General features: G+C 64.7%; 28 protein-coding genes. 16 read left to right on the forward strand and 12 right to left on the reverse strand.

Going from position 1 to position 26064, the window contains the following annotated elements; all coding sequences use genetic code 11:
• The first annotated feature begins 134 nt into the window (after nt 1-134).
• Together tig and QF118_RS10965 are read left to right on the forward strand one after the other, a co-directional pair.
• Nucleotides 135-1466, forward strand: a complete 1332-nt coding sequence (gene tig / locus QF118_RS10960; RefSeq protein WP_282299100.1) for a trigger factor — start codon at nt 135-137, stop codon at nt 1464-1466.
• Between the two features lie 144 nt (nt 1467-1610).
• Complete coding sequence (locus QF118_RS10965) at nt 1611-1910, forward strand: hypothetical protein (protein WP_282299101.1); 300 nt, start codon at nt 1611-1613, stop codon at nt 1908-1910.
• A 54-nt stretch (nt 1911-1964) separates the two neighbouring features.
• Here QF118_RS10965 and rplI read toward each other — a convergent pair whose 3' ends face one another.
• Genes rplI through rpsF form a run of 3 tightly spaced genes read right to left on the reverse strand, consistent with a single transcriptional unit; the run spans nt 1965 to nt 3218 of the window.
• On the reverse strand, nt 1965-2570 hold the full coding sequence (gene rplI, locus QF118_RS10970) for a 50S ribosomal protein L9 (protein ID WP_282299102.1): 606 nt from the start codon (nt 2568-2570) through the stop codon (nt 1965-1967).
• Nucleotides 2571-2582: 12 nt separating this feature from the next.
• Complete coding sequence (rpsR, locus tag QF118_RS10975; protein ID WP_008328567.1) at nt 2583-2810, reverse strand: 30S ribosomal protein S18; 228 nt, start codon at nt 2808-2810, stop codon at nt 2583-2585.
• Nucleotides 2811-2834: 24 nt separating this feature from the next.
• The gene (gene rpsF, locus QF118_RS10980; RefSeq protein WP_282299103.1) at nt 2835-3218 is read right to left on the reverse strand and encodes a 30S ribosomal protein S6; all 384 of its coding nucleotides are present in this window, start codon (nt 3216-3218) and stop codon (nt 2835-2837) included.
• Nucleotides 3219-3462: 244 nt separating this feature from the next.
• Here rpsF and QF118_RS10985 point away from each other — a divergent pair, with 244 nt between their 5' ends.
• The 3 genes from QF118_RS10985 (at nt 3463) to QF118_RS10995 (ending at nt 5230) form a co-directional block, all read left to right on the forward strand.
• Nucleotides 3463-3699 (forward strand): hypothetical protein, encoded by a 237-nt coding sequence (locus QF118_RS10985; RefSeq protein WP_282299104.1) that lies wholly within the window; start codon nt 3463-3465, stop codon nt 3697-3699.
• 145 nt (nt 3700-3844) lie between these two features.
• Nucleotides 3845-4420 carry a YceI family protein gene (locus QF118_RS10990; RefSeq protein WP_282299105.1) on the forward strand — a complete coding sequence of 192 codons (576 nt, stop codon included), beginning with the start codon at nt 3845-3847 and terminating at the stop codon, nt 4418-4420.
• 171 nt (nt 4421-4591) lie between these two features.
• Nucleotides 4592-5230: an immunity protein Imm33 domain-containing protein gene (locus tag QF118_RS10995; RefSeq protein ID WP_282299106.1), complete on the forward strand. Its 639-nt coding sequence runs from the start codon at nt 4592-4594 to the stop codon at nt 5228-5230.
• Here QF118_RS10995 and QF118_RS11000 read toward each other — a convergent pair.
• Nucleotides 5227-6426 (reverse strand): cytochrome b/b6 domain-containing protein, encoded by a 1200-nt coding sequence (locus tag QF118_RS11000; RefSeq protein WP_282299107.1) that lies wholly within the window; start codon nt 6424-6426, stop codon nt 5227-5229. The genes QF118_RS10995 and QF118_RS11000 overlap by 4 nt on opposite strands.
• A 151-nt stretch (nt 6427-6577) precedes the next feature.
• Between QF118_RS11000 and fabD the strand changes: the two genes are divergently transcribed.
• The 4 genes from fabD (at nt 6578) to QF118_RS11020 (ending at nt 9563) form a co-directional block, all read left to right on the forward strand.
• Nucleotides 6578-7519, forward strand: coding sequence for an ACP S-malonyltransferase (gene fabD / locus QF118_RS11005; RefSeq protein ID WP_282299108.1), 942 nt, complete (start codon nt 6578-6580; stop codon nt 7517-7519).
• A gap of 67 nt (nt 7520-7586) precedes the next feature.
• Nucleotides 7587-8324: a 3-oxoacyl-ACP reductase FabG gene (fabG, locus tag QF118_RS11010; protein ID WP_282299109.1), complete on the forward strand. Its 738-nt coding sequence runs from the start codon at nt 7587-7589 to the stop codon at nt 8322-8324.
• Nucleotides 8325-8532: 208 nt separating this feature from the next.
• Complete coding sequence (locus QF118_RS11015; RefSeq protein WP_282299110.1) at nt 8533-8766, forward strand: acyl carrier protein; 234 nt, start codon at nt 8533-8535, stop codon at nt 8764-8766.
• Between the two features lie 200 nt (nt 8767-8966).
• Nucleotides 8967-9563, forward strand: coding sequence for a DUF2238 domain-containing protein (locus QF118_RS11020; protein WP_282299111.1), 597 nt, complete (start codon nt 8967-8969; stop codon nt 9561-9563).
• A 78-nt stretch (nt 9564-9641) separates the two neighbouring features.
• Here QF118_RS11020 and QF118_RS11025 read toward each other — a convergent pair whose 3' ends face one another.
• Nucleotides 9642-10646 carry a Fe(3+) ABC transporter substrate-binding protein gene (locus tag QF118_RS11025; protein ID WP_282299112.1) on the reverse strand — a complete coding sequence of 335 codons (1005 nt, stop codon included), beginning with the start codon at nt 10644-10646 and terminating at the stop codon, nt 9642-9644.
• An 83-nt stretch (nt 10647-10729) separates the two neighbouring features.
• Entirely contained in the window at nt 10730-11545 is an 816-nt protein-coding gene (gene mazG / locus QF118_RS11030) for a nucleoside triphosphate pyrophosphohydrolase (RefSeq protein WP_282299113.1), read from the reverse strand.
• Between the two features lie 63 nt (nt 11546-11608).
• Here mazG and QF118_RS11035 point away from each other — a divergent pair, with 63 nt between their 5' ends.
• From QF118_RS11035 to QF118_RS11065, 7 genes are all read left to right on the forward strand, one after another.
• A complete protein-coding gene (locus tag QF118_RS11035; RefSeq protein WP_282302463.1) occupies nt 11609-12766 on the forward strand; it encodes a M20 aminoacylase family protein in 1158 nt (385 codons plus the stop codon).
• 97 nt (nt 12767-12863) lie between these two features.
• On the forward strand, nt 12864-14024 hold the full coding sequence (locus QF118_RS11040; RefSeq protein WP_282299114.1) for a M20 aminoacylase family protein: 1161 nt from the start codon (nt 12864-12866) through the stop codon (nt 14022-14024).
• 85 nt (nt 14025-14109) lie between these two features.
• Nucleotides 14110-15069: an agmatinase gene (gene speB, locus QF118_RS11045; RefSeq protein ID WP_282299115.1), complete on the forward strand. Its 960-nt coding sequence runs from the start codon at nt 14110-14112 to the stop codon at nt 15067-15069.
• Between the two features lie 131 nt (nt 15070-15200).
• Entirely contained in the window at nt 15201-15614 is a 414-nt protein-coding gene (locus QF118_RS11050) for a DUF1499 domain-containing protein (RefSeq protein WP_282299116.1), read from the forward strand.
• A gap of 31 nt (nt 15615-15645) precedes the next feature.
• Complete coding sequence (prfA, locus tag QF118_RS11055; protein ID WP_282299117.1) at nt 15646-16695, forward strand: peptide chain release factor 1; 1050 nt, start codon at nt 15646-15648, stop codon at nt 16693-16695.
• 3 nt (nt 16696-16698) lie between these two features.
• Nucleotides 16699-17547: a peptide chain release factor N(5)-glutamine methyltransferase gene (prmC, locus tag QF118_RS11060; RefSeq protein ID WP_282299118.1), complete on the forward strand. Its 849-nt coding sequence runs from the start codon at nt 16699-16701 to the stop codon at nt 17545-17547.
• Between the two features lie 208 nt (nt 17548-17755).
• Nucleotides 17756-18415 (forward strand): DUF4167 domain-containing protein, encoded by a 660-nt coding sequence (locus QF118_RS11065; RefSeq protein WP_282299119.1) that lies wholly within the window; start codon nt 17756-17758, stop codon nt 18413-18415.
• Nucleotides 18416-18492: 77 nt separating this feature from the next.
• Here QF118_RS11065 and rsmA read toward each other — a convergent pair whose 3' ends face one another.
• The 6 genes from rsmA to lptF all read right to left on the reverse strand — a co-directional run bounded on the left by rsmA (nt 18493) and on the right by lptF (nt 25942).
• The gene (gene rsmA, locus QF118_RS11070; RefSeq protein WP_282299120.1) at nt 18493-19335 is read right to left on the reverse strand and encodes a 16S rRNA (adenine(1518)-N(6)/adenine(1519)-N(6))-dimethyltransferase RsmA; all 843 of its coding nucleotides are present in this window, start codon (nt 19333-19335) and stop codon (nt 18493-18495) included.
• A 62-nt stretch (nt 19336-19397) separates the two neighbouring features.
• The gene (gene pdxA / locus QF118_RS11075; RefSeq protein WP_282299121.1) at nt 19398-20369 is read right to left on the reverse strand and encodes a 4-hydroxythreonine-4-phosphate dehydrogenase PdxA; all 972 of its coding nucleotides are present in this window, start codon (nt 20367-20369) and stop codon (nt 19398-19400) included.
• On the reverse strand, nt 20366-21592 hold the full coding sequence (locus QF118_RS11080; RefSeq protein ID WP_282299122.1) for a peptidylprolyl isomerase: 1227 nt from the start codon (nt 21590-21592) through the stop codon (nt 20366-20368). The genes pdxA and QF118_RS11080 overlap by 4 nt, the downstream gene beginning before the upstream one ends.
• On the reverse strand, nt 21580-23739 hold the full coding sequence (locus tag QF118_RS11085) for an LPS-assembly protein LptD (protein WP_282299123.1): 2160 nt from the start codon (nt 23737-23739) through the stop codon (nt 21580-21582). Before QF118_RS11085 ends, QF118_RS11080 begins: the two co-directional genes overlap by 13 nt.
• Complete coding sequence (gene lptG, locus QF118_RS11090) at nt 23736-24830, reverse strand: LPS export ABC transporter permease LptG (RefSeq protein WP_282299124.1); 1095 nt, start codon at nt 24828-24830, stop codon at nt 23736-23738. Before lptG ends, QF118_RS11085 begins: the two co-directional genes overlap by 4 nt.
• Nucleotides 24827-25942: an LPS export ABC transporter permease LptF gene (lptF, locus tag QF118_RS11095; protein WP_282302464.1), complete on the reverse strand. Its 1116-nt coding sequence runs from the start codon at nt 25940-25942 to the stop codon at nt 24827-24829. The genes lptG and lptF overlap by 4 nt, the downstream gene beginning before the upstream one ends.
• Between the last annotated feature and the right edge of the window lie 122 nt (nt 25943-26064).

The raw sequence follows: 26064 nt of genomic DNA on the forward strand, positions 1-26064 counted from the left end.
CCCGGTCATTGGTGCGAACATGGCGTCAGAGCCAACGATTCACCTTGCGCCACCGGCATCCCGTGCTTAGAAGAACCCAGATTTTGTACAGGGGCGACCGCAATTCCTGCGGGCCCGAGCCGAAGAGGAATACCATGCAGGTCACCGAGACACTGAACGAAGGTCTGAAGCGCGCCTACGCGATCACTGTCACGGCCGCCGAGCTTGACGCAAAGGTCAACGAGAAGCTGGTCGAAGCGCAGCCCGAAATCGAAATGAAGGGCTTTCGCAAGGGCAAGGTGCCGATGCCGCTGCTGCGCAAGCAGTTCGGTCAGCGCCTGCTGGGCGAGTCGATGCAGGAAGTCATCGACGGCGCCATGAACAAGCATTTCGAGGACAGCGGCGACCGCCCCGCGATGCAGCCCGCGGTCAAGATGGTCAACGAAGACTGGAAAGAGGGCGACGACGTCAACGTCGAGATGTCCTACGAAAAGCTGCCCGAGGTTCCCGAGGTCGATTTTTCCGGCATCAAGATCGAAAAGCTGGTGGCCAAGGCCGACGACGCATCGGTTGACGAAGCGCTGGCCAACCTGGCCGAGACCGCGCAGGACTTCAAGGACCGCAAGAAGGGCTCCAAGGCCAAGGACGGCGACCAGGTCGTGATCGATTTCCTGGGCAAGGTCGACGGCGTGGCCTTTGACGGCGGTGCCGCCGAGGATTACCCGCTGGTTCTGGGCTCCGGCTCCTTCATCCCCGGCTTCGAAGAGCAGCTGGTTGGCGTGAAAGCCGGCGAGGAAAAGGCCGTCGAGGTCAAGTTCCCCGAGGAATACGGCGCCGAGAACCTGGCCGGCAAGGACGCTGTCTTTGACGTGACCGTCAAGGCCGTCAAGGAGCCCGTCGCCGCCGAGATCAACGACGAGCTGGCGCAGAAATTCGGTGCCGAGGACCTGGAGGCGCTCAAGGGTCAGATCCGCGAACGTCTTGAGGCCGAGTATGTCGGCGCCGCCCGCGCCGTGATGAAGCGCGCCCTGCTGGACGAGCTGGACGGCCTGGTGTCCTTTGACCTGCCGCCGTCGCTGGTCGAGGCCGAGGCCAAACAGATCGCGCATCAGCTGTACCACGAAGAGCACCCGGACGATCACGGCCACGACCACGGCGAGATCGCGCCGACGGACGAGCACAACAAGCTGGCCGAACGCCGTGTGCGTCTGGGCCTGCTGCTGGCCGAACTGGGCCAGAAAGCCGAAGTCGAGGTCACCGATTCCGAGATGACCCAGGCGATCATGAACCAGGCCCGTCAGTACCCGGGTCAGGAACGCGCCTTCTTTGACTATGTCCGCCAGAACCCGCAGATGCAGCAGCAGCTGCGCGCGCCGATCTTCGAGGACAAGGTCATCGACCACATCGCCGCTGGCGCCCAGGTGACCGAGAAAGAGGTCTCCAAGGACGATCTGCAAAAGGCCGTCGAGGCACTGGACGACGAGTGATCCGCCTTACACGGCGAAAGGCGAGGGCCGCTCCGATGGGGCGGCCTTTTGCTTTGCCGGTGGCAGGGTTGCGCGGGGTACAGATTTTGCGGGACGTGTCCTGTTCCATCGCCTAGCCAGTCGCAAGGACATGCGGAGGGCATCGTGTATTCGTGGGCAGTCGAGGTCTTTTTCTTCGCCGGGTTTCTGTTGTTCTGGCTGGGGGGCGTGCTTCTGATGGTTCCGTTCGTCTGGCGGATCGTATTCGGTCCGGGCTGGACAAGGCGGATGTCGGGGTCTGCAGGCGCGCGCATGGACGCGCTGTCCCCCGTGGTGCATGCCGAGATGCAACGCGCCGGCAGGGATCGCCGGGGGCGGCTTGCGCAGGCTCTGATTGCCCTTGGAACCGTGCTGTTGATGCTGTCAGGGCTGGCCTGGCTGGTATCCGCGATCGCCGCACAATGAAAAAGGCCGCGCCCGGGGCGCGGCCTTTCTTTATTTGATGCGGGGACCGAGTGGTTACTCGTCTTTGCCTTCGGGGGTCTCGACCAGGTCGGAATCCTCGTCAGCGGCCGAGCCGATGTCGTCGAACAGTTCGGAAATCTCGAATTCCGCCTGTGCTTCTTCTTCGGCGGCCAGTTCCTGGATGGACTTGCCGGAGGCCTGCAGTTCGGCCTCTTCGGGCGAACGGGCGACGTTCAGGGCGATGGTCACCATGACTTCGGGGTGCAGGTGCACCTCGACTTCGTGCAGACCCAGAACCTTGATGGGCGTGCGGATGATGACCTGCTTGCGGTCGATCGAGAAGCCTTCTTCGGTTGCCACGTCCGCGGCGTCACGGGTGGTGACCGAACCGTAAAGGTTGCCGCCGTCCGATGCCTGACGAATCACGACGAACTGCTGGCCGCCAAGACGATCGGCCAGTGCTTCGGCCTCTTTCTTGGTTTCCAGGTTCCGCGCTTCCAGCTGGGCTTTCTGCGTTTCGAAGTTGGCGATGTTCTCTTTCGAGGCGGTCAGCGCCTTGCCCTGCAGCAGCAGGTAGTTGCGTGCGAAGCCGGGCTTGACGTCGACGACGTCGCCCATCTGGCCAAGCTTGGCCACACGTTCCAGAAGGATAACTTGCATGTCAGTCTCTCCTTACTTCACGGCATAGGGCAGAAGGGCGAGGAAGCGGGCGCGCTTGATCGCGCGGGCCAGCTCACGCTGCTTCTTGGCCGATACGGCGGTGATACGGCTGGGGACGATCTTGCCACGCTCAGAGATGTAACGCTGAAGCAGCTTGGTGTCCTTGTAGTCGATCTTGGGTGCATTGTCGCCCGAGAAGGGGCAGACCTTGCGGCGGCGGAAAAACGGTTTTGCAGCCATGGTTTAACTCCTATTCCTCGGGGATCAGCTACGGCGTTCGCGGCGGTCGCCACGATCACCACGGTCGCCGCGATCGCCACGTTCGTCACGCTTTTGCATCTGGACGGACGGGCCTTCGGCGTGTTCGTCGACCTTGATGGTCAGAACGCGCATGACGTCGTCGTGCAGACCCATCAGGCGCTCCATTTCCTGAACCGCGGCACTGGGTGCGTCGGTCTTCAGGAAGGCATAGTGGCCCTTGCGGTTCTTGTTGATCTTGTAGGCCATGGTCTTCACGCCCCAGTACTCGGACTCGACGACCTTGCCGCCGTTGTCGGTGAGAACCGTGCTGAAGTGTTCGACAAGGCCTTCGGCCTGCGCGTTGGACAGATCCTGACGCGCGATCATGACATGCTCATACAGCGGCATGTTGTCTCCGTTTCTTGTATCAAGGCGCATTTCAAAGGACCGGCTTTCCCTTTCGCCCCGGCCCACGAGAGACTGCGCGGTTCAAACGTCTTTGCGAAAGGTCCGGCCCTTTTACACGCTTTGCCCTGCGGCGCAAGGGGCGGCGGCCGGGGTGCGGCGAACAAGGCATTTCCCATTTGCCGCCGCATTGCGGGCACATTCCGGGGCAATCCTGACCTTAGGGAAATTTTTCAGGAGATTTGTAATGAGTAGCTTCAGCACCAACATTGACCATCAGGCCCCCGGCGAAATTTCCGTCGCCACGATCTTTCGATCGCTTGTCCTTGGGTTTCTGGGCATTTCCCTATGCATTTCCGCCTTTGGGCTTTGGCTGGTGCCGGGCGGTCAGGGCCTGCCCGAGGTGTCGCTGATCAAGATGGGCCTGTCGGCGGCGCTGTTGATTGCCGGGCTGTGCTGCATGGTGATGATCCGCCGTAGATGACGGCACGGCGCACCTGCGCGGGGGCGCACCGATCAAAGGTCAAGCGTTCGGCAGCACACAGACCCTGTTGAAGCCTGCGGAATTGAGGCAGGGCGCGTTCTGGCCCAGATGTTCAGCATCACTGACCCCAACCCATGGTGCTGACATGAAATCGATCTACTTTGCCGCCGCTCTGGCCGCCACGACCCCGATGGCCGCCTTTGCCGAAGCCACCCCTTATGTGCTGGACGCCAGCCACAGCCAGGTGGTGTTCACCTACAACCACCTTGGCTATTCCACGACCTATGGCATGTTCTCGGGCTTTGACGGCCAGATTTCCTGGGACAAGGAAGATCCGGCCGCCTCTAGCGTCACCGTGTCCTTTCCCGTGCGGTCCATGCTGACCGGTTGGGAAGAACGCTTTGCCCACTTCATGTCTGCCGATTTCTTTGACGCGGCCGACGACGAGATGGTGACTTTCACCTCGACCGCGATCGAAGTCACCGGCGAGACCACCGCCAACATCACCGGCGATCTGACCCTGAACGGCGTGACCAAGCCGGTCGTTCTGGCCGCCACGCTGAACCAGCAGGGCGATCACCCGATGGCGGGCAAGCCCTGGGCCGGCTTTGATGCCTCGGCCACGCTGGTCCGGTCGGAATTTGGCCTGGGCATGTTCGCCCCCTACGTCAGCGACGAAGTGCAGGTGATGATTTCCATCGAGGCAATGCAGGCCGAATAAGTATCCCAATCGGCTTTGCCTTGTTGCGCCCTCGGAGCGATCCGGGGGCGTTTTTGCATGTCGGCGCCGTTTCCCCAGAATTACCCCGGACCTGCCGCAATTGCGCCAACAACCCTAGGCAGATTGGTGGGCGATCCAGGTGATTCATGATTGCAAAAGGGGCGCAGCGACATGTTCGATGACAAAAGGGATGGGCAGGACAATCGGCAGGGCTGGCGGCTGGTGGACCCAAGGCCTATTCACGAGGCCTGCCCCTACACGTTCTTCCTGCCTGCGCAGCACGAACTGGCGGCGCTGCAACAGGGCGACCTGGTCAAGCTGATGTTCGAGGAATGCACGCCGGATGACGACGGCGGTGTGGAACGCATGTGGGTGCGCTATGAGCGCCGCGATGACCACGGTCTGTGCCATGGGGTCCTGGACAACCAGCCCTTTGGCTTCGAAGGGCTGTCGGTAGGCGCGCCCGTCACCTTTCGCGATTTTCACGTGATCGCCCTGATGCAGCCGCGCCACCCCGATCCGCACGGAGACGCGCAAGAGGATGCCATGTTCGCCCGTTGCCACGTGGCGCGCAGCATCCTGTCCGGTCAGGCCCGGATTGCCCGGATCGAACGCCATGCCCCCGGCGAGGGCGGCGATCATGTCGAAACCGGTTGGCGGCTGCAGGCCGAGGGCGACGCGCCGCTTGATACGCTGCAGCACGTCGCCATCGGCGCCGTGCTGAACCTGGATGACAGTATTCTGCCCTATCTCGATGCCCCCGTCGGCGCCCGGTTCGAGCGCGACGGGGACAGGTTTCGCCCGGTCTAGGGCGCGCCGCGCAGGGCGGTCAGGGCAAAGTCGATCCGCACGTCAAAGCCCAGTTGGCCTGCGTCGCTCATGGCTGCGCCGATGCCAAAGGCGCGGCGATCCAATGTGCCAAAGCCCGTGGCCTGCGCCGTGTCACCGTCGATATCCAACTGGAAACTCAGGGTCAGGGGCACTTCGGTCCCGCGCAGGGTCAGGGTGCCCTGGGCTTCGTACTGCTCGGACAGTGCGTGGATGTCGCCGGTGAACCGGGCGGTCGGATGGGCCTTTGCGTCAAAGAAATCCGGCCCCATGGCCTGATCGGTAACCGAGCCCAGCGTCAAAGAGCCAATCGCCACATCGACGGTGACGGTGCCTTGGGGCGCCGGGGCGTCCGGACCGTCAAAGCGGATCGCGGCCTGCCAGTCGGCGAACTGGCCTGTGACCTGTTTGCCGAACTGCTGGATCGTGATGCTCAGCGTGCCGTCCTGCACGACCCAGTCGCTGTCGACCTGCGCCAGGGCGGGGGTGGCGGGCGCTTCGGGATGGGAAAACGCGCCTTGCGCCGCGCCGATCCCAAGGGCGGCGGCCCAGATCAGCACCGCGCCCCCAAGGCTGGCCATGGCCGAGCCGTGACGGCCCTTGCTGCCTGCCTCGGTCCGGCCGGGCAGCATCCGCCGCAGGGTGGCGTCGCGGTCGATGACATGGTGCTTGATTGCGCCGGCCACGTGCAGCAGGACCGAGACAACCAGCACCTTTTCAAAGATCCGGTGCAGCGCGCCAAACAACTCTGCCAGCGCCGGGTCACTGGGCACAAACGGCAACCCCTGCCCAAAGGGCCAGAGGATCGGCGCAAAGCCGGTGGTCGCGGCATGGTGCAGCCAGCCCGACAGCGGCACGATCACCAGCGATCCGTACAGCAGCCAGTGCACGGTTTCGGCGGTCCATGTCTCCAGCTTGCGGTCGGGGTGCAGGGGGGCGGGGCGGGGTTGCGACAGCGCCCAGGCGATGCGCACCAGCGCAAGAAAGAACAGCCCCACGCCCACGGTCTTGTGCACCGAGAAAAGCTGCGCTTTCCAGGCCAGCTGGTCGGCGGTGTCATAGGGGGCGTCGCTGGCAATGATCCCCAGCGGAATCATCGAAAGGATGCCAAGCGCGGTGGCCCAGTGCAGGGCCTTTGCGGCGCTGCCAAAGCGGGTGGCGGTGTTGGTCAGGGGCATGTGGGTATCCTTGCTGTGCCCGATTGCAGATAACAGCCGCACACCGCGCCGCAATCTTCATCCGCGCACATTCCCCGTGCGGGCGCATTGCACGCGGGCCTTCGGGCCTGTAATGCCTTGGGGGAAGAAAGAGTTGCAAAGGACGGGCGCCATGGGCCGAGCTTTCATTTTCCCCGGACAAGGGGCGCAAACCATCGGAATGGGCCGCGACCTGGCCGAGACCTACCCGGCGGCCAAGGCGGTCTTTGACGAGGTCGACGAGGCGCTGGGGGAAAAGCTGTCGGCGCTGATCTGGGAGGGCGAGATCGAAGCCCTGACCCTGACCGCCAACGCGCAACCGGCGCTGATGGCGACCTCGATGGCGGCGATGCGTGCGCTGGAATCCGAAGGCGTGAGCATCGAGGCGGCCAGCTTTGTGGCGGGCCATTCGCTGGGCGAATATTCGGCGCTGACCGCAGCCGGGGCACTGAGCGTTGCGGATGCTGCACGCCTGCTGCGCGCGCGCGGTCAGGCCATGCAGGCGGCTGTCCCCGTGGGCGAGGGCGCCATGGCGGCGATCCTTGGCCTTGATCTTGCAGCGGTGCAGGCGTTGGCCGAACAGGCCGCGCAAGGCGAAGTCTGTCAGGCCGCAAACGACAATGACCCGGCGCAGGTGGTCATCTCGGGTGCAAAGGCCGCCGTTGAGCGGGCGACCGTCATCGCAAAGGAAGCCGGGGCCAAACGGGCGCTGCTGCTGCCCGTGAGCGCCCCGTTCCACTGCGCCCTGATGCAACCGGCTGCGGATGTCATGGCCGAAGCGCTGGCCAAGGCAACGATCCATACGCCCAAAGTGCCGGTTGTTGCCAACGTCCGTGCCGAAGCGGTCATGGATCCGGACACCATTCGCGCGCTGCTGATCGAACAGGTCACCGGCTCCGTGCGCTGGCGCGAGTCGGTGGAATGGATGGCCGCGCAGGGGGTGGACGCGTTCTGGGAAATCGGCGCGGGCAAGGCCCTGTCGGGCATGGTCCGCCGCATCCACAAACCCGCGACGGTGGGCAATGTCGGCAGCGCGGCGGATGTCGCGGCGGCGGTGGCCAGCCTCAAGGCCTGACGCGGTTCAATATTTTCGCCTACGGTTTTTTCGCTCGGCGAGGCAGGACAAGAAAGAAGGACGGGATATGTTCGATCTGACAGGAAAATGTGCGCTGATCACCGGCGCTTCGGGTGGCATCGGCGGCGAGATCGCCAAGGTGCTGCATGGCGCGGGCGCAACCGTGGGTCTTTCCGGCACCCGGGTCGAACCGCTCGAGGCGCTGGCCGCCGAGCTGGGATCGCGCGCCCATGTGCTGCCCTGCAACCTGTCCGACGCCGAGGCGGTCAACGCCCTGCCCAAGCAGGCGGCCGAGGCGATGGGCGCGGTCGACATTCTGGTGAACAACGCCGGGATCACCCGCGACAACCTGTTCATGCGCATGTCCGAAGAGGAATGGTCCAGCGTGTTGGAGGTCAACCTGACCTCGACCTTCCGGCTGTGCAAGGGCGTGCTGCGCGGCATGATGAAGGCGCGTTGGGGCCGCATCGTGAACATCAGCTCGATCGTGGGGGCCACCGGCAACCCGGGGCAGGGCAACTATGCCGCCGCCAAGGCCGGGATGATCGGCATGTCGAAATCGCTGGCCTACGAAGTGGCGACGCGGGGAATCACCGTGAACGCGGTCGCGCCGGGCTTTATCGAAACCGCGATGACCGACAAGCTGACCGACGATCAGAAATCGGCGATCCTGACGCAGATCCCGTCGGGCCGCATGGGCACGCCCGAGGAAATCGCCGCAGCGGTGCTGTATCTGGCCAGTCCCGAGGCGGGCTATGTGACCGGGACCACCCTGCACGTCAACGGCGGCATGGCCATGCTGTAGAACTTGCTGCGCGGCAGCGATGACAAAGCATTTGCCATCGCGCCAGCGTATGCTATAGCGCCCCAGATTTTGGCCGAGGGGCGCAGATGCGTTTAAAGGCCAGGGTCGGGAATTTCCCGGCCGAAGCCGCCCGCAAGGGCACCGGATGCCACCCCCTCGGGGCGAGGGCGAAATGGGCCAGAGAGGCTCGATAAAGTGAGGAACTGACATGAGCGACATCGCAGATCGCGTTAAGAAGATTGTGGTCGAGCACCTGAGCGTGGAAGAGGACAAGGTGACGGAAAGCGCCTCGTTCATCGACGATCTGGGTGCGGACAGCCTCGACACCGTCGAGCTGGTCATGGCCTTCGAAGAAGAGTTCGGCATCGAGATCCCGGACGACGCAGCCGAAACCATCCAGACCTTCGGCGACGCGGTGAAGTTCATCACCGAAGCGCAGTAAGCGTTTTCGCCTACCGCTTTCGAAACGGCGTCCTTCGGGGCGCCGTTTTGCTTTTGCGGGATTGCGCCCTGTCGGGCTGTTGGACGGCAGGACGGCGCTTGTTCCTGCGGAACCTCGCCCCGCCCACCGTCCCGCCCACCGCCCTGCCATGGGCGTCTCGCCTCTTGCCAAGTGGGGCTGGCTGGCACAATCATCATGGCATGACACAGATCACACGCTCCGAGCTGGCCGTAGCAGGGTTTACCGCCCTCTATGTCGCGGCCTTTTCAATCTATTTCCTGGCCATCGGCAATTACGAGTTCATCGTCTACATCGTGACGATGCTGGTGCTGATCGCTTTGGTCGGGTTTTCCCTGCGCAAGGCCGAGTATCCACCCGCCATGTTGTGGGCGCTGTCGCTGTGGGGGCTTGCGCATATGGCGGGGGGCGGTGTGCCGGTCGATGGGTCGGTGCTGTACAACCTGCGCCTTGTGCCGCTGGTGGAAAATGAAAACCTGTTCATCCTGAAGTATGACCAGGTGGTGCATGCCTATGGCTTTGGCATTTCCGCCTGGCTGCTGCATCACCTGCTGCTGCGGCATTTCCCGGACACCCGGGGCAGTTGGACTGTTTACGTCTTTCCGGTGCTGGCGGCGATGGGGCTGGGGGCGACCAACGAGATCATCGAATTCACCGCCGTTCTGATGGTGCCCGATACCAATGTGGGCGGCTATTACAACACCGCGCTGGATCTTGTGTTCAACGCCGCCGGTGCGGTGATTGCCATGATCGCGGTCGCCGCGCTGTCGCGCGACTGACCCATGACGCGCAACGAAAAGGGCGCCCCGATGGGGGCGCCCCTGGTCCTGTTGGGCCGTTGCTGGCGCCAACGGCGATCAGCCGTCGAAATCGACCTCTTCGACCAAGCGCAGCGCTGCCTCTTGCAGGCTGGCGAGGGTCATCAGGTTGGTGTCGTCTGCGGTGAAGCTGCCCCAGCTTTTCACCAACTCATCAGGTTCCGAACCCGGCGCGATGGGGTATTCGTAGTTTGCCTTGGCATAGACTTGCTGCGCCGTCGGGGTGGTCAGGAATTCCATCATCTTCAGCGCGTTGTCACGGTTGGGCGCCGAGGCGGTCATCGCCACGCCCGAGATGTTCACATGCGTTCCCGACCCTTCGAAAACCGGGAACAGCACGTTGACCGAATTGGCCCATTCCGTCTGTTCGGGGTCTTCCAGCATCTGGCCCATGTAATAGGTGTTGCCCAGGCTGATGTCGCATTCGCCGGACCAGATCGCCTTGACCTGAGCGCGGTCGTTGCCCTGCGGTTTGCGCGCGAGGTTGGATTTGACCCCTTCGAGCCAGGCCCTGGTGTCGTCTTCGCCGTGGTGGTGCAGCATCGCCGCGACCAGCGCCACGGTATAGGGGTGGGTGCCGGACCGGGTGCAGATGCGGCCCTTCCACTTGGGGTCGGCAAGGTCTTCGTAGGTGGTCACCTCGTCGGGGGCGACGCGGTCCTTGGAGGCATAGACAATGCGCGCGCGGGTGGTCAGGCCCCACCAGTGGCCATCGGGGTCGTGATAGGCGGCCGGCACATTGCTGCGCAGGGTTTCGCTGTCCACCGGCTGGGTCACACCGGCCTGCACGGCCTCGGCCAGGCGGGCAACATCGACGGTAAAGATCAGGTCGGCGGGCGACCGGCTGCCTTCGGCCTTGAGCCGTTCGACCATGCCCTTTTCCAGGAAGGCGACGTTGACCTTGATGCCGGTTGCCTCGGTAAAGGCGTCGGTCAGCGGCTCCAGCAGTTCGGGCTGGCGATAGGAATACAGGTTGACCTCTTGCGCCAGGGCCGGGGCGGCAATGGCAAGGGTGGCAAGCGCGGTCGTCAGACGCAGGAACATGAAAGTCTCCGTTGGCTTTGTGGTTCTAAACTGGGGTTCTTAAACCTGACTAAAATGATCGGGTCAATACCTGAGTGAAGCGTTCAGGTTTTTCCCGGCGCTTTTTCCGCCAGCTTGGCGGCATCCCACAGCGCGTCCATTTCTGCCAGATCGCTGTCCTCGGGGCGCTTGCCCTGCTGGGCCAGCGCGGCTTCGATCGACCGGAACCGGCGGGTGAACTTGGCGTTGGCGGCGCGCAAGGCCTCTTCGGGGTCGATGTCCAGATGGCGGGCGAGGTTGGCCATGACGAACAGCAGATCGCCGAATTCCTCGTGTTGGTGGTCGGGGCTGGTGGCTTCGCGCAGCTCCTGCGCCTCTTCGACGATCTTGTCGATCACCTGGTCGGTGGAGGGCCAGTCAAAGCCGACCCGCGCGGCGCGCTTTTGCAGTTTGACCGCGCGCATCAGGGCGGGCAGCCCCATGGCGACATCGTCCAGCACGCCGCCGCGCGCGCGGGCGGCGCGTTCCTGAGCCTTGATCGCCTCCCAATCCTGGGTCTGCTGCTCGGCGCTTTTGTCACGCGATTCGTCGCCGAAGACATGCGGATGGCGGGCGACCATCTTGTCGCTCATGGTGTCGGCCACCTGGTCAAAGGTGAACAGCCCACGTTCCGACGCGATCTGCGCGTGAAAGACCGACTGGAACAGCAGGTCGCCCAATTCGCCTTTCAGCTCGTCCCAGGCCTCGCGCTCGATGGCGTCGGCGACCTCGTAGGCCTCTTCGATGGTATAGGGGGCGATGGTCGCAAAGGTCTGTTCCAGATCCCAGGGACAGCCGGTTTCCGGGTCGCGCAGCCGCCGCATGATTTCGACAAGGCGCGGCATGCCGCCGTTCGGGTCGTGGATCAGATCGTCGCTCATTGCATTTGCCTTTGGTTTCGCGTCAGGTCCTTTGGTGCGGGATTGATGACAAGGAGTCCAGAGATGGCGGTGGTGAACAGGATTGCGGGATTTGCCGATGAAATGACGGGCTGGCGGCGGCATCTGCACATGCATCCCGAACTGTCGTTGGAGTGCTTTGAGACGGCGGCATTTGTTGTGGAGCAATTGCGCGAATTCGGCGTTGACGAGATCCACGAAGGCATCGCGACCAGCGGCGTCGTCGGGGTGATCCATGGCAAGGGACCGGGGCCGGTGACGGGGCTGCGCGCCGACATGGACGCCCTTCCGATGGACGAGGCGACGGGGGCGCAATGGGCCAGCACGGTGCCGGGGCGGATGCACGCCTGCGGCCATGACGGGCACACTTCGATGCTATTGGGCGCAGCGAAATACCTGTGCGAGACGCGCAATTTCAAAGGCAGCGTGGTGCTGATCTTTCAACCGGCCGAAGAAACCATCGGCGGCGGGCGGATCATGGTCGAAGAGGGGATCATGGAGCGGTTCGGCGTGCAGGAGGTCTATGCCCTGCATACCGATCCTTTTGGCGAGCTGGGCGAATTCCGCACCACCCCGGGGCCGATCATGGCCGCCGTCGATGATTTCGAGATCACCGTGATGGGCAAGGGCGGGCACGCCGCCTATCCGCATGATTGCCGCGATCCGATGCCCTGCGCCTTTGCCATCGGACAGGCGCTGCAGGCGCTGGTCGCGCGCGAGATTGATCCGCTGGGCTCGCTGGTGATTTCGCTGACCATGATGCACGGCGGCACGGCCTTCAACATCATCCCCGAAGAGGTGGTACTGGGCGGTACGGTACGCAGCCTTGACCCAAATGTGCGCGATCTGGCCGAGGCGCGGATTGCCGCCATCGTCGCGGGGCAGGCGGCCAGTTACGGGGTTCAGGCGGCGCTGGATTACCGGCGCAACTATCCGCCCACGGTGAACCACGCCGCGCAGACGGAATTCGCCGTATCTGTCGCGCGCGAGGTGTCGCCGCTGGTGGTGGACAATCTGCCGCCCGAGATGGGAGCCGAGGATTTTTCCTATATGCTGAACGCGCGGCCGGGGTGTTTCTTGTTCTTGGGGCAGGGCAAGGGACCGTCGGTGCACCACAACGAGTTTGATTTCAACGATGCGGCGGCGCCCATCGGGGCGAGTTTCTTTGCGCGTCTGATCGAACGGCGGCACGGGACGGGGTGACGCGCGTTCCTGGCGGAACGACGCCCCACCCACCGTCCCGCAGCGCCTTTCCTTTTGACGGCAAGGCGTGCAGGCTGGCGCAAAAAGGAGCACCGACTTGCCCGTACTCAATTCCATCGCCGACATGGCGGACGACATGAAAACCTGGCGCCGCTATCTGCACCAGCACCCTGAACTGGGGCTGGAGTGCCATGAGACCGCGAAATTCGTGGTCGAGCGGCTGAAGGGCTTTGGCATCACGGATATTCACACCGGGATTGCGACCAGCGGCGTGGTGGCGGTGATCGAAGGGCGCGGGCCGGGGCGCACCATCGGGCTGCGCGCCGATATGGACGCCCTGCCGATGGAGGATCTGTCGGGGACCGATCATGCCTCGACCGTGCCGGGGGTGGCGCATACCTGCGGCCATGACGGGCATACGACGATGCTGCTGGGGGCGGCGAAATATCTGGCCGAGACGCGCAATTTTGCGGGCCGGGTCGCGCTGATCTTTCAGCCCGCCGAAGAGGGTGAAGGCGGCGGGCGTATCATGGTCGAAGAGGGCATGATGGAGCGCTTCGGTATCGACGAGGTTTATGGCATCCACAACATGCCGGGCGGCGAGGTGGGGCATATGCACACCGGTCCGGGGCCGTTGATGGCCGGGGTCGATACGTTTTACATCGACGTGCAGGGCGTCGGCGGGCATGGCGCGATGCCCTATCAGGCCAAGGACCCGGTGATGGCGGCCGTGGCGATTGTGCAGGCGCTGCAGACCATCGTCAGCCGCAACATCAACGCGCTGGACGCACTGGTGATCACGGTCACGCAGATCCACGCGGATGGCGGCACCAACATCATTCCCGACACCGCGAGGATCGTCGGCACCCTGCGTTATTTCGACAAGGAGGTGCAGGCGCTGGCGCGGGCCCGCATGGCCGAGATCGTCGAATTCCAGCCACGCGCCTTTGGTCAAAGCGCCACGCTGCGCTATGAGGAAGGCTATCCGCCGACGATCAACCACGCCGATCAGGCCGCCTTTGCCGCGCAGGTCGCGCGCGAGGTGGTGGGGGCCGGCAAGGTCGAGGACAATTGCCAGCCGATCATGGCGGCTGAGGATTTCGCCTATATGCTTGAGGCGCGGCCTGGGGCCTATCTATTCCTGGGGCAGGGCGACACGCCGGTCTGCCATCATCCCAGGTATGATTTCAACGATGACATTGCCCCGGTCGGCGCGTCCTTCTTTGCCACGCTTGTGGAACGCGCGCTGCCTTTGTAAAGGCTTTTCAAAACCGGTTCCGGGTGGCGGCGTCCCTTTTCGGCGTCGCCCACCCGCCCACCCCGACACCGCAAAGGGACGCCCCATGGCCTTGGAAGACGCAAAAAAACAGATCGATCACGCCTTTACCCGCGAAGACCTGAAGGGCCCGTCCTTTGAAAACGTCTTTGCCGGTGCGCCGTCGTTCCTGCGCCGCCGCTATACCAAGGACCTGAGCGGTGCCGATATTGCCGTGACCGGCCTGCCGTTCGACCAGGCGGTCACCAACCGCCCCGGCACGCGTCTGGGACCGCGCGCAATCCGCGAGGCGTCGCTTTTGCAGCCCTGCGATGCGCCTTATGGCTGGGGCTATGACGTGCTGAGCGACTTTGCCATCGCCGACTATGGCGATATGGCCTTTGACTATGCCATGCCCTCCGAAGTGCCCGCCAAAATCGAGGCCCATGTCGGCGGCATCCTGGCGACGGATACCGCCTGCATCGCGCTGGGCGGTGATCATTCGGTGACGCTGGGCTGTCTGCGCGCCCATGCCAAGGTGCATGGTCCGCTGTCGGTGATCCAGTTCGATGCCCATACCGATACCTGGGCCGATGATGATGCGGCCCGCGTCGATCACGGCACCTTCATGTACAAGGCGGTGAAAGAGGGGCTGGTCGTGCCCGAACGCTCGGTCCAGATCGGGATTCGCACCGACAACCCGGACCCCATCGGGTTCAACATCCTGGACGCGCGCGCCGTCCATGCCAAGGGCCTCGAGGAGATCGCCGCACAGGCGCGCGAGATCGTCGGCAGCAACCCCTGTTACCTGACCTTCGACATCGACGCGCTGGACCCGGCCTTTGCCCCGGGCACCGGCACGCCGGTCTGGGGCGGGATGAGCAGCGCCCAGGCGGCCATGATCCTGCGCGCCCTGGCCGGCATCAACCTGACCGGCGGCGATGTGGTCGAGGTGTCCCCGCCGTTCGACCACATGGCCATCACCGCCATCGCGGGGGCCCATGTGGCCACGGAATTGCTGTGCCTTTGGGGGTGGACACGGCGGTAACCCGCCGCCATCCACAGGCCCATCGGCAAGTTTGTGTCAATTCTCTGCGAGCCCCTTTCAGAATCGTCTGTGGCCGTGTCATCCCCTGCGCGGGGATGAGACCACATACATTCGGAGCCCGTTCGTTGCGCATGATCTTCCTGACGATCCTCTTTGTGGCTATCGGCCTGCTGGCCTGGATACGCCTGGCCCCGTCGGACCCGGCAGTCTGGCACGTGGACCCCATGGTGACCGCCGATCAGGACCTGGCTGGCGGTGTGCGCCGCCGCATCCCCGCGACCGAAGGCGCGTTTGAACAGCTGAACGGCATCATCCTGGCCACGCCGCGCACCGATGTGCTGGCCGGAACCCCAGCCGAAGGGCGCGTGACCTATGTGACGCGCAGCCAGTGGATGGGCTTTCCCGATTACACCACCGTCCAGCAGAACGATGGCCAGCTTGAAATCTGGGGGCGTCTGCGCTTTGGCACCACTGACATGGGCGTGAACCGCGCGCGGGTCGATGGCTGGCTGGAGCAGTTGCGCGCCGCGCAGGCAGAGGGTTGACCGCCCGCGCTTTCATGGGCAAGTGAAGCGCATGATCCCAAGTGACCGACTGCATCAGATCAAGGAACGGCTGGAATACGTCGAGGCCCGCATGTCCACGGGGCAGGGCGATATTGCCGAACTGGGCCGCGAATATTCCGAGCTCAAACCCGTTGTGACCAAGATCGAGGAATGGGAACAGCTGGTGGCCGACCTGGCCGAAGCCGAATCCATGCTCTCTGACCCCGAGATGAAGGAACTGGCCGAGGAAGAGCTGCCAACCCTGCGCGCCCGTCTGCCGCAGGTCGAGCGCGCCGTGCAACTGGCGCTGCTGCCACGCGATGCGGCCGATGCGCGCCCGGCAGTTCTGGAAATCCGGCCCGGCACCGGCGGCGACGAGGCAGCGCTGTTTGCCGGTGATCTGGCGCGCATGTACCAGCGCTATGCCGAAGGGCGCGGCTGGAAATGGGAAGTCATCGAAGAACAGCTGAGCGATCTGGGCGGGCTCAAGGAACTGGTGGTGCGCATTGCCGGTGACGGCGTCTTTGCCCGGCTGAAATTCGAATCCGGCGTGCACCGGGTGCAGCGCGTGCCCGAAACCGAAAGCGGCGGGCGCATTCATACCTCGGCGGCGACCGTGGCGGTACTGCCCGAGGCGCAGGACGTCGACATCAAGATCGACCCGAACGACATCCGCATCGACACCATGCGCAGTTCCGGCGCGGGCGGTCAGCACGTCAACACCACGGATTCGGCGGTGCGCATCACCCATATCCCGTCGGGGATCGTGGTGACGTCGTCTGAAAAGTCCCAGCACCGCAACCGCGAGATCGCCATGCAGGTGCTGCGCGCCCGGCTTTACGATGCCGAACGGCAGAAAATCGACAACGAACGCGCCTCGGACCGCAAAAGCCAGGTCGGTACCGGCGATCGCAGCGAACGCATCCGCACCTACAACTTTCCGCAGGGCCGCATGACCGATCACCGCATCGGGCTGACCCTGTACCGGCTGGATCAGATCATGCAAGGCGATCTGGATGAAATCATCGACGCGCTGATCTCGGAACATCAGGCCGGGCTGCTGGCCGAAATGGAGCACTAGGCGATGCGCGGCGCGGAACTGGTGGCCCGGGGCACCGCCACGCTGGTGCAGGCCGATGTGCCGGACGCGGGCCGCGATGCCCGCCGCCTGCTGGCGCATGTGCTCAAGGTGCCGCCCGGCCGCCTGACCCTGTTCCTGCCCGAAGAAGTTGACCCCGAGCTTGAGGTCATCTTCAACGTGATGGTCCAGCGCCGCGCCGAACGGGTGCCGGTCAGCCATCTGACCGGACGCCGGCAGTTCTATGGCCGCGATTTCCTTGTCACCCCCGAGGTGCTGGACCCGCGCCCCGAAACCGAAACCCTGATCGAGGCGGCACTGGCCGAACCCTTTGCCAGCGTGCTGGACCTTGGCACCGGGTCGGGCTGCATCCTGCTGACGCTGCTGGCCGAACGCGACGGATCGGTCGGCGTCGGCGTGGATATCAGCGAGGCGGCGCTGAACGTGGCCTTCTGGAACCGCAATGCGCTGAAACTGGAAGGCCGGGCCGATCTTTGCCTTGGCAGCTGGTTCGCCCCGCTGGACCGCGACGACCAGTTCGACCTGATCGTGTCGAACCCGCCCTATATCGCGCTGAACGAAATGCCGTTCCTGTCCCCCGAGGTGCGCGACCACGAACCCCGGCTTGCCCTGACCGACGAGGGCGACGGGCTTCAGGCCTATCACGCAATCACGGCGGGGGCGCTGCGCCACCTGGCCCCGGGCGGCCGCCTGCTGGTCGAGATCGGCCCGACGCAGGGCGCCGATGTGGCGGCGCTGATGGCGGCGGCCGGTCTGCGCAAAATCGCCGTGATCGCGGATATGGACGGGCGCGATCGTGTGGTGCTGGGCACGCATCCGCAGAAAACCGCCTGAAAACCGCATGAAATCGCCAGGTTCCGGGCATTTGTTCTTGCCCCGACGGCAGAATCCATGTTTACAACCCCATGTCGGAAGGCTTGATCGTACCAATCGCGGTCGCGCCCGACATCAAGCCAACATTCAGGTGACCCCAACTTGATCTGGCGCAGGATGCGCCACGGTGGTCACGAAACAGTCCAAAAGCAGGCTGGATATCCAAAACATGCGATCTTCCAAATCTCGTTCGCGGAACAAGAGCAACCGCAACCGCAACACCGGCTCTCTGGGCAATGTCGTCAACCGCGTGTTCGACAGCAACGGCCCCGAAGGCAAGGTGCGCGGGACCCCGCAGCAGATCATCGACAAGTACAACCAGCTGGCGCGGGATTCCGCGCTTGGCAACGACCGCGTGGCCACCGAGAACTTTCAGCAGCACGCCGAGCATTACATGCGCATGCTCAGCGAAGCGCAAAAGGAACAGGACGCCAAGCGCGAGGCGCAAGAGCGCGAGAACCGCGAACGCCAGGCCCAGCGGGACCGCGACCGCGAGCGTTCCGAACGCGACACCCCGCGCCCCCGCCGCGATGACGACAACACCGGTCCGCAGGACGCAGCAGGCCATGATCGCGCCGGAAGCGGTGATCAGCCCGATGTGCTGGACCTTCGGGCCGATGACGATGGCCCCGGCCTGGTCGAAACACCGGAATCGCGCGATGCCGCCCAGCCCGCCGCCGAAGACAAACCCAAGCCGAAAAAGCCCCGCGCACCGCGCAAACCGCGTGTGAAAAAGCCGGTCGAAAACCAGGATGCCGGCGGGTCCGATGCACCGGCCGCACCTGCGCCGCAGCCTCCGACAGGCGACACTCCGGACGCCGCCGAATAAGGCGGGCGTGACACCTCAAAACGAAAAAGCCGCGCCTTGATCAGCGTGGCTTTTTTGTTGCTCCGGTCCGGCTCTTGTCAGGCCCCGGCAATGCTGCGCGCCAGGGCGCAGAACTGCTCCAGCGGCACGCGCTCGGCGCGCTCGGTCGGCGCGATCCCGGCTGCCAGCAAATGATCCTCGACATCTGGCACCAATCCCTTCAACGCCGCGCGCAACATCTTGCGCCGCTGGTTGAAGGCCTTGGCCACCACCCGTTCCAGAACCGCCGGATCAGCGGGAAAGCGTGGCTCGGGCAGGGCGGTAAAATGCACCACGGCGCTGCTGACCTTGGGGGCGGGGGTAAAGGCTTCGGGGGGCAGATGCAGGGCAATGCGCGGCTCGGTGCGCCATTGCGACAGGATCGCCAGCCGGCCATAGGCCTTTGACCCCGGCTCGGCCACGATCCGTTCGGCCACTTCCTTCTGGAACATCAACGTCAGCGACGACCAGAACGGTGGCCAGTCCTTCGGCGTCAGCCAGCGCACCAAAAGTTCGGTCCCGACGTTGTAGGGCAGGTTGGCACAGATCGCGATCGGCGGCGTCAGATGCGCCAGCGGATCGATCTTCAGCGCATCGCCCTCGATCACCTCCAGCCGTCCCGGATAGGCCCGCGCGATCTGCGCCAGCGCCGGAAGGCAGCGCGCGTCCTTTTCGATCGCCAGCACCTTGCGCGCGCCTTCGGCCAACAATCCGCGCGTCAGCCCGCCGGGCCCGGGGCCCACCTCGATCACATCGGTCTGCGACAGGTCGCCGGCAATCCGCGCAATCCGCGAGGTCAGGTTCAGATCCAGCAGAAAGTTCTGCCCCAGGGATTTGCGTGCCCGAAGCTCAAAGGTGTTGATGACATCGCGCAGTGGCGGCAGGTCGTCAATTGCGCTCATGGTTTCCATTTGCTCCAAATATCCCGGGGGAGGCGCCAGCGGCGCCGGGGGCAGAGCCCCCCTTATACCGACCCGCCCGCCATGGTCCACGCCAGACGCAAGGCCGCCAGCGTCGAAGACGGGTTCCCCTGTCCGGTCCCGGCAATGTCAAAGGCCGTCCCATGATCCGGCGAGGTCCGGATGAACGGCAGCCCGAGGGTCACGTTCACCCCGCGGTCGAAATCCAGCGTCTTGATCGGGATCAGCGCCTGGTCGTGATACATGCAGACCGCCACGTCATAGCGTGTGCGGGCAGCGGCGTGGAACATGGTGTCGGCGGGCAGAGGACCCGCCAGGTCCATCCCTTCGGCGCGCAGGCGCTCCAGCACCGGGGTGATCACGGTGATTTCTTCGCGCCCCATGCGCCCGCCTTCGCCGGCATGCGGGTTCAGCCCGGCGACGGCGATGCGCGGGTTTGTGATGCCGAATTGGTCGCGCAGGGCCGCGTGGGTGATGCGCAGCCGGCGTTCCAGCAACCCGGGCGTCAACTGGGCAGGAACCGCGCTCAGCGCGATGTGGATGGTCACCGGAACCACCCGCAGCATGTCCGAGGCCAGCATCATCACCACCTCGTCGGCACCCGCCAGGTGGGCCAGAAACTCGGTATGGCCAGGAAAGCCGAAACCCGCCCCTTCGGCCAGCGCCTGCTTGTGGATCGGCAGGGTGCACAGCCCCGAGGCCGCGCCCGACTGAACCTGCGCCACCCCGGTCTCGATCGCTGCGATCACACCTTTGGCATGGGCGGGCTGCGCCTGGCCGGGGATGCGCGGGCCGTCGAACGCCAGCGGCAGCACCGGCAGCGCATGACTGGCGATCTGTGCCGCCTCGCCGGGGGCCGTGATCGTTGCGCAGGGCACCGTGCCCGGCAAATGCGCCGGATCGCCGATCCAGTAAAAGGGCAGATCGCCCTTCAGCACCTGCCAGCAGGCTTCGACCAGTTCAGGCCCGATGCCCGCCGGTTCGCCGCAGCTGACCGCGATGGGGCTGGGTGTCATTTCTCGACGATGCGGGCGTCGGCGCGCAGCTGGGCCAGATAGCCATCGGCCAGCGCCGACAGGCGGCGGTTGCGCAGCCCCAGGGTGAATTCCTGACGGTCCACATCCTCCGAGATCTTGTTGGTCCGCCCGCAAAGCATCAGGAAGACCAGCGTCTGACCATTCGCCCGGGTCAGCGTGGTCGACACTTCGCCCGGATCCAGTTTGGACAGCTCATAGGCGATGTCGGTGGGAATATCGGCAGGCGGCAGGGTGCCGCGCTCCAGCACCTCGGCGGGCTGGCCCTTGGCGATGCCGTAAAGGTCGTCGCAGCGGTCCACCCGGCCTTGCAGCACGCGCGCCTTGGCCAAGGTTTCGTCGGAACGCCCGCCCGCCATGTAATAGGCGGCATAGTCGATTGCGGCCACTTCGGGCGCGCTATAGCCGGTTTCCTCGATGTCGCGCAGCTGGAACAGGGCGATGGCATTCGGGATCGGCAGCGGCGCGGTGACCTCGCCGGGTTTGAGCGCCAGCACCAGCGGTTGCAGCACCGGCGGCAGCTCGGTCACTTCGCGCCAGGGCAGGCGTCCGCCATTGCCGCGCGTGGGCGTCGCCGAATAGCGCCGCGCCTCGGCCGAGAATTCCGCCGGGCTGGTGATCTGGGAAATGCGCGCGGCACGGGCGCGGACCTCTTCGGCCTGCTGCGGCGGCATCGGCATGATGATTTCGGACAGCAGGACGCGAACGTTGCTGCTTGACCCGCCAGCGGACAGGGCGCGGTCGACCTCGTCCTCGGAAACGTTGGCGCGGCCGGCAAAGCGCTGGCTGACCAGGATGCGCCAGGACAGGCCCGCCTTGACGAAATCGCGGAAGGTTTCGGCCGACACGCCGTTGGCTTCGAGCACCTTGATGAATTCATCGCGGGTCAGGTCGGCGCGCCCGGCGAATTCCGCCATCCCGTCAAGGATTTCCTCGCCCTCGGGGCGGACCCCTGCGTCAAAGGCGGCCTGCAGGCGCAGGCGGTCGTCGATCAGCTGTTCGCGCGCCAGTTGCTGCAAATCGCCCGGCGCATTCAGCAGGCGCAGCATTTCGGCGCGCTGCTGCAACTCGTATCCGGTGATCACCATGTCGTTGACGACGATGGCGGGGGAAAACAGACCCTGCGCCTGAACGGCGCCCACGGGGGCCATGGCCAGCGTCGCGGCAAAGGCCAGACGGGCGATGAGCTTGGTCATTGGTTGCATGTGCGGCGATACTCCTTGGCGCTGCCACTGGTGCCGAAGCCCTGCAAAGCGACAGTCAGGTCGAAATCCGTGCTTGGTTCAAGATTAGTAGCCGAGGCATAGCGGCGCTGCACCCCGAAATCCACCTGAACGCATTCATTGCGGTATTGCAGGCCCAGCCCGACGCGGTCAAGGTTGCGATCCGCCAGATCATAGCGCCACTCGGTCGATCCGGTCCAGTGGCGGGACATGCGATAGCTGCCGTCAAAGGTCCATTCCGACTGGGCCTTTGCGCGGTCTTCCGCCGGGTCGGTGACCAGCAACACGTAAGAGGCGCCCAGATCCATCCGGCTGTTGGACCAACCGGCGCGGGCCTCGGCCTTGGAAAAGCGGGCGGTATCGTCCAGAAGGCCGCGCGCCACAAGGCTGAGCCCCGATTGCGTGGCCAGGCGCCCGGCGATCAGGAAATCGCTTTCCTTGCCCGTCAGCCCGGACGAGCGGGTGAAATCGGGGTCGGCGTCAGTGCGCCAGACCTTGCCAAAGGTCAGCGCGGCGGTCCAGCCGCCGGGGGCCTGATGCATCCAGCGCAGACCGGCGGCCAGCGTGCTGCCATGTTCGCGCCGGTCCGCGGCGGGAAAGCGCGACAGCGACAACAGGTTGGCTTCGTCGAATTCGACCCGCGTGCTTTCGTCGTTGGGATTGCCGGGGCGGGTGCCGCCGACCCAGCCGTATTGCAACACCGGTTCGATCAGGGTGCGCCCGCCGCCCGCGCCCTGTTTCTGGAAGGGCCAGCGCAGTTCCAGCGCAACACCGGGCGTCGCGCGCGAAACATCGGCGACCGAGGTCACATCCTGCCGGGTGCTGTAGCGGTCCAGCCACAGATGGGTCGTCACCCCGGCGCGCATGCCGCCGGCAAGCGTCCAGCGGCGGCGCCAGCTGGCCTCGGCGTTCAGGCGATAGACATCGCGGCCGTCCACCTCGGTGTCGGTATCGGCGCTGTCGAAGGGGATCGAGGAATAACGGTAATGGCCATGCGCCTCGGCGCTCAGCCGGACTTCGCCGCCCATCAGCGACGGGAATTGCCGGCGTTCGATCCGCGAATAGCCGACGATGGTGGGCTGGGTGTCGTTGTCTTCCGAGGTGCGCAGCGACTGGTAGTGCACCAGCCCGGCCTCGATCAGTTCGTCCCGGCGCACGCGGGTCAGGGTCAGGGTGCTGTCCAGACGGTCGGCGCCGGTGACGTCATAATCGTTCAGATAGGAATCGTCCGAGGTCGTCTTGAGATCGAAGGCCAGCTTGAAATCGCGCTTGAGATCGAAATTGCCGGTGGCAAACAGGTAACCGCGGGTGTCCCCGGGCAGCAGGGTGTCGCCGGACAGCGCGCCGTTCAGTTCCAGATCGCCGTTGCGAAAGGCACGGCGATAGCGGAATTCCAGCGTCCGGGTCTTGGGCGACAGATAGGGCGTCAGGGTGATGTCCTGATGATCGCCGATCGGGATGAAATAGGGGATCTTGATCCCGAAGCCCAACAGGGTCGAGCTGCGCAGCGAAGGGATCAGAAAGCCGCGCGCGCGCTTCAGCGTCGGGTCGGGCATGCGCATGCGGGGCAGGTAGAAGACCGGCACATCCAGCACCCGCAGCTGGGCGTTTTCGAAATACAGCTGGCGTTCCTGCTGGTCGTGCACGACGCGGGTGGCGCGGATCTGCCATAGCGGCGCGCTGTCGTCGGCGCAGACCTGGCACGAGGTCACGGCGACGCGCGACAGCTGGGTATAGCGCCCCTCGACGCGGCGGGCCTCGACCGCGGCCAGTTGCAATTGCTGGTCCATGACCATGCGTGCGCCGCGCAGCAGCCCGTTGCGCAGGCCCTGGTCCAGCGTCGCGTAGTCGGCCAGCAGGATGTTGCCGGTTTCGTCGATGATGCGGATCGGGCCGTCGATGGTCAGCGTGTCGCTGGCGCGGTCATAGACGATGCGCGTGGCGATCAGGCGCACGCCGTCATGCAGCGCCTCGACGTTGCCGGTGGCGATCAGCCGGGTCTCGTTTTCGACAAAGACCTGGTCGGCCACCAGAAGCGCCGGCGTTTCGGGCGCGGTTTCGCTGTCCTGCGCCAGGGCGGGCAGGGCAAAGGCCGCAAGACAGGCCAAGATATGGAGCAGACGAGTCATCCATCCTCCATATGCAGTATCAACCCCAGTGCAAGCAAGACCGATGCGACAGGCGGCACCCAGGCGGCAAGGATCGGCGACAACTGGCCGTTCTCGCCCAGGATCTGGGCAAAGTTGCGGATGTAGTACAGGCCAAAGCCCAGCATCACCGCCGCCAGCACCGACACCCCGGTGCGGCCCAGCCGCGTCGGGCGCATGGTAAAGGCCGCGCCGATCAGCATCATGGCGACCAGGAACAGCGGCCGCGCCAGTTCCATGTTCAGCCAGACAATGTGACGGCGGGCGGAAAACCCTGCCTCTTGCAGGTCGCTGATAAAGGCGGGCAGATCCCAGATGGCAATTGTCGAGGGCGTGCCGAACCGGTCGCGGATGCTTTCGCGGGTCAGGGTCGAAGGCAGCGCCAGGGTGTCGTGTTGTCTGGACCCGGCTTCGGGGGTCAGGCCGGGCGTCAGCGGCCAGGCCTTGGCGTTGCTGAGCAGCCATTCGCCGTCGCGCAGCTCGGCCTTGTCGGCGATGATACGTTGCGCCGGGCCGCCGCCCGGGGCGTAGATCACAAAGCTGACCTCGAACAGAACCGTGGCATCGGCATTGGCGCGGGCGGCGCGGATCACCGATTGGCCCTGCGGGCTGCCCTGGCGCAGCCAAAGCCCCTCGGCCCCGATCGACATGGCCGAGGCGCCGCCGCTTTCATGGGTTTCGCGCAGATCGGCATAGCGTTTCGAGGTGGCCGCGATGATCGGGTTCATCATGGCCACCACCAGCGCCCCGATGATCAGGGCCACCGTCACCGGCGCCATCAGCGCCGATAGGCCAGAGCGCCCCGCGGCCCTCGTCACCACCAGTTCGGACGACCGCGCCAGCCCCAGGAACAGCGCCACCGCTGACAGGATCATCACCAGCGGCAGGAACTGGTACATGCCCTCGGGCAGTTTCAGCGCCACCAATTGCAGCAAAAGACCCAGGCCCGGGTCGCCGTCAAGCCGGCGCATTTCGTCCATCAGGTCGACAAAGCCCTGGAACAGCGCAAAAATTCCCAGGATCGACAGGAACAGCCACAGGAACCGCCGGGCGAAATAATAGTGCAGCGTCATGGCGTCACCGCCTGCACCTGCGCCGATCGTCGCCGGGGGCGATAGGGGCGCGCGGCGCGCCACAGCAGCGTCAACACGATGCCAAAGCCCACCAGGCTGGGAAGGTAGACCAGCGGCCATAGCGCCGGGTCACCGCGCACCGGATCGGTCACCGCGCTTTCCACCATCTTGACCAGCACCAGCAGGAAAATGGCGCCGATGATCTGCCGCGTCACGCCAAAGCGCGAATAGCCGCCCACCATCAGCCCGGAAAAGCCGATCAGCGCCGCGACCACGCACAGGATCGGCCCCTGAAAGCGCAGATGCGCCTCTTCCAGGACTTCGCCAGGCTTGTCATTGGCCTCCAGCGCGACGGCCTCGGTCTGGGTCAGCAGTTCCAGGGTCGGGATGTATTCGACCTTGCGCCGGCCCCGGCTGGACTGGGCGATCAGCCCGGACACATCATAGGTCAGGTCGGCAAAGTTGGTGGTCGACAGACGGTTGTTCGCCAGGTCAAGGGTCTGCGCCATGCCCGACAGCATGGCCAGCTTGGGCCCTGCGTCGTCGCGCAGAAGATAGGCGGTTTCGGCGGTATAGGTGATCTCGCGGCCGTCCTGGCGGCGATCCGACAACAGCACGTCACGCAGCTCTCCGGTTTCGGTGATGTCGCGAATGTAAAAGGTCACGCCCTTGGTCGGGTGCAAAAAGGTGCCCTCGCGCAGCAGCCGCGCGCTGAGCGAGCTGGAGATTTCCCGTTCCCGCAGCTTGAGCTGTTCAAGTGAGGCCGGCACCAGAACGTGGGTCAGCATCGCCATCATCGCGCCGATGATCAGCCCGAACACCAGCACCGGCCGCGCCAGCCGCCAGGGCGAAAACCCCACCGATTGCACGACGGTCAATTCGGATTCGCCCGACAGCCGGTTGGTGACATAAACGACCGAGGCAAAGCCCGCCATCGGCAGCACCAGCGCAATCACCGACGGCAGCGACAGCGCCGAGAATTCAAGGAAGACACCGGCCGAATGGCCATCCGCAATCAGCCGGTCGAACAGGACAACGGCCCGGTTGACCCAGTAGACCGAGACAAGCACCAGGGAGAAAAATCCGAACAACACCATCAATTGCGACAGCATGTACCTGTCGAATCTTTGCACTGCGCGCCCCTTGTCACCTGATACCGCTGCCCAAGTCTATCGGATCGGCGCGGGCGGGGAAAGCTGACTCTGGTCTTTGGCGGCGCGCAGGGCTACCTCTG

This window comes from Tropicibacter oceani, from assembly GCF_029958925.1.
Classification (GTDB): Bacteria; Pseudomonadota; Alphaproteobacteria; order Rhodobacterales; family Rhodobacteraceae; genus Pacificoceanicola; species Pacificoceanicola oceani.

Coding starts and splice junctions, on each gene's coding strand:
- tig (WP_282299100.1), top strand. CDS start 135: ATGCAGGTCACCGAGACACTGAACGAAGGTCTGAAGCGCGCCTACGCG.
- rplI (WP_282299102.1), bottom strand. CDS start 2,570: ATGCAAGTTATCCTTCTGGAACGTGTGGCCAAGCTTGGCCAGATGGGC.
- rpsR (WP_008328567.1), bottom strand. CDS start 2,810: ATGGCTGCAAAACCGTTTTTCCGCCGCCGCAAGGTCTGCCCCTTCTCG.
- rpsF (WP_282299103.1), bottom strand. CDS start 3,218: ATGCCGCTGTATGAGCATGTCATGATCGCGCGTCAGGATCTGTCCAAC.
- QF118_RS10985 (WP_282299104.1), top strand. CDS start 3,463: ATGAGTAGCTTCAGCACCAACATTGACCATCAGGCCCCCGGCGAAATT.
- QF118_RS10990 (WP_282299105.1), top strand. CDS start 3,845: ATGAAATCGATCTACTTTGCCGCCGCTCTGGCCGCCACGACCCCGATG.
- QF118_RS10995 (WP_282299106.1), top strand. CDS start 4,592: ATGTTCGATGACAAAAGGGATGGGCAGGACAATCGGCAGGGCTGGCGG.
- QF118_RS11000 (WP_282299107.1), bottom strand. CDS start 6,426: ATGCCCCTGACCAACACCGCCACCCGCTTTGGCAGCGCCGCAAAGGCC.
- fabD (WP_282299108.1), top strand. CDS start 6,578: ATGGGCCGAGCTTTCATTTTCCCCGGACAAGGGGCGCAAACCATCGGA.
- fabG (WP_282299109.1), top strand. CDS start 7,587: ATGTTCGATCTGACAGGAAAATGTGCGCTGATCACCGGCGCTTCGGGT.
- QF118_RS11015 (WP_282299110.1), top strand. CDS start 8,533: ATGAGCGACATCGCAGATCGCGTTAAGAAGATTGTGGTCGAGCACCTG.
- QF118_RS11020 (WP_282299111.1), top strand. CDS start 8,967: ATGACACAGATCACACGCTCCGAGCTGGCCGTAGCAGGGTTTACCGCC.
- QF118_RS11025 (WP_282299112.1), bottom strand. CDS start 10,646: ATGTTCCTGCGTCTGACGACCGCGCTTGCCACCCTTGCCATTGCCGCC.
- mazG (WP_282299113.1), bottom strand. CDS start 11,545: ATGAGCGACGATCTGATCCACGACCCGAACGGCGGCATGCCGCGCCTT.
- QF118_RS11035 (WP_282302463.1), top strand. CDS start 11,609: ATGGCGGTGGTGAACAGGATTGCGGGATTTGCCGATGAAATGACGGGC.
- speB (WP_282299115.1), top strand. CDS start 14,110: ATGGCCTTGGAAGACGCAAAAAAACAGATCGATCACGCCTTTACCCGC.
- QF118_RS11050 (WP_282299116.1), top strand. CDS start 15,201: ATGATCTTCCTGACGATCCTCTTTGTGGCTATCGGCCTGCTGGCCTGG.
- prfA (WP_282299117.1), top strand. CDS start 15,646: ATGATCCCAAGTGACCGACTGCATCAGATCAAGGAACGGCTGGAATAC.
- prmC (WP_282299118.1), top strand. CDS start 16,699: ATGCGCGGCGCGGAACTGGTGGCCCGGGGCACCGCCACGCTGGTGCAG.
- QF118_RS11065 (WP_282299119.1), top strand. CDS start 17,756: ATGCGATCTTCCAAATCTCGTTCGCGGAACAAGAGCAACCGCAACCGC.
- rsmA (WP_282299120.1), bottom strand. CDS start 19,335: ATGAGCGCAATTGACGACCTGCCGCCACTGCGCGATGTCATCAACACC.
- pdxA (WP_282299121.1), bottom strand. CDS start 20,369: ATGACACCCAGCCCCATCGCGGTCAGCTGCGGCGAACCGGCGGGCATC.
- QF118_RS11080 (WP_282299122.1), bottom strand. CDS start 21,592: ATGCAACCAATGACCAAGCTCATCGCCCGTCTGGCCTTTGCCGCGACG.
- QF118_RS11085 (WP_282299123.1), bottom strand. CDS start 23,739: ATGACTCGTCTGCTCCATATCTTGGCCTGTCTTGCGGCCTTTGCCCTG.
- lptG (WP_282299124.1), bottom strand. CDS start 24,830: ATGACGCTGCACTATTATTTCGCCCGGCGGTTCCTGTGGCTGTTCCTG.
- lptF (WP_282302464.1), bottom strand. CDS start 25,942: ATGCTGTCGCAATTGATGGTGTTGTTCGGATTTTTCTCCCTGGTGCTT.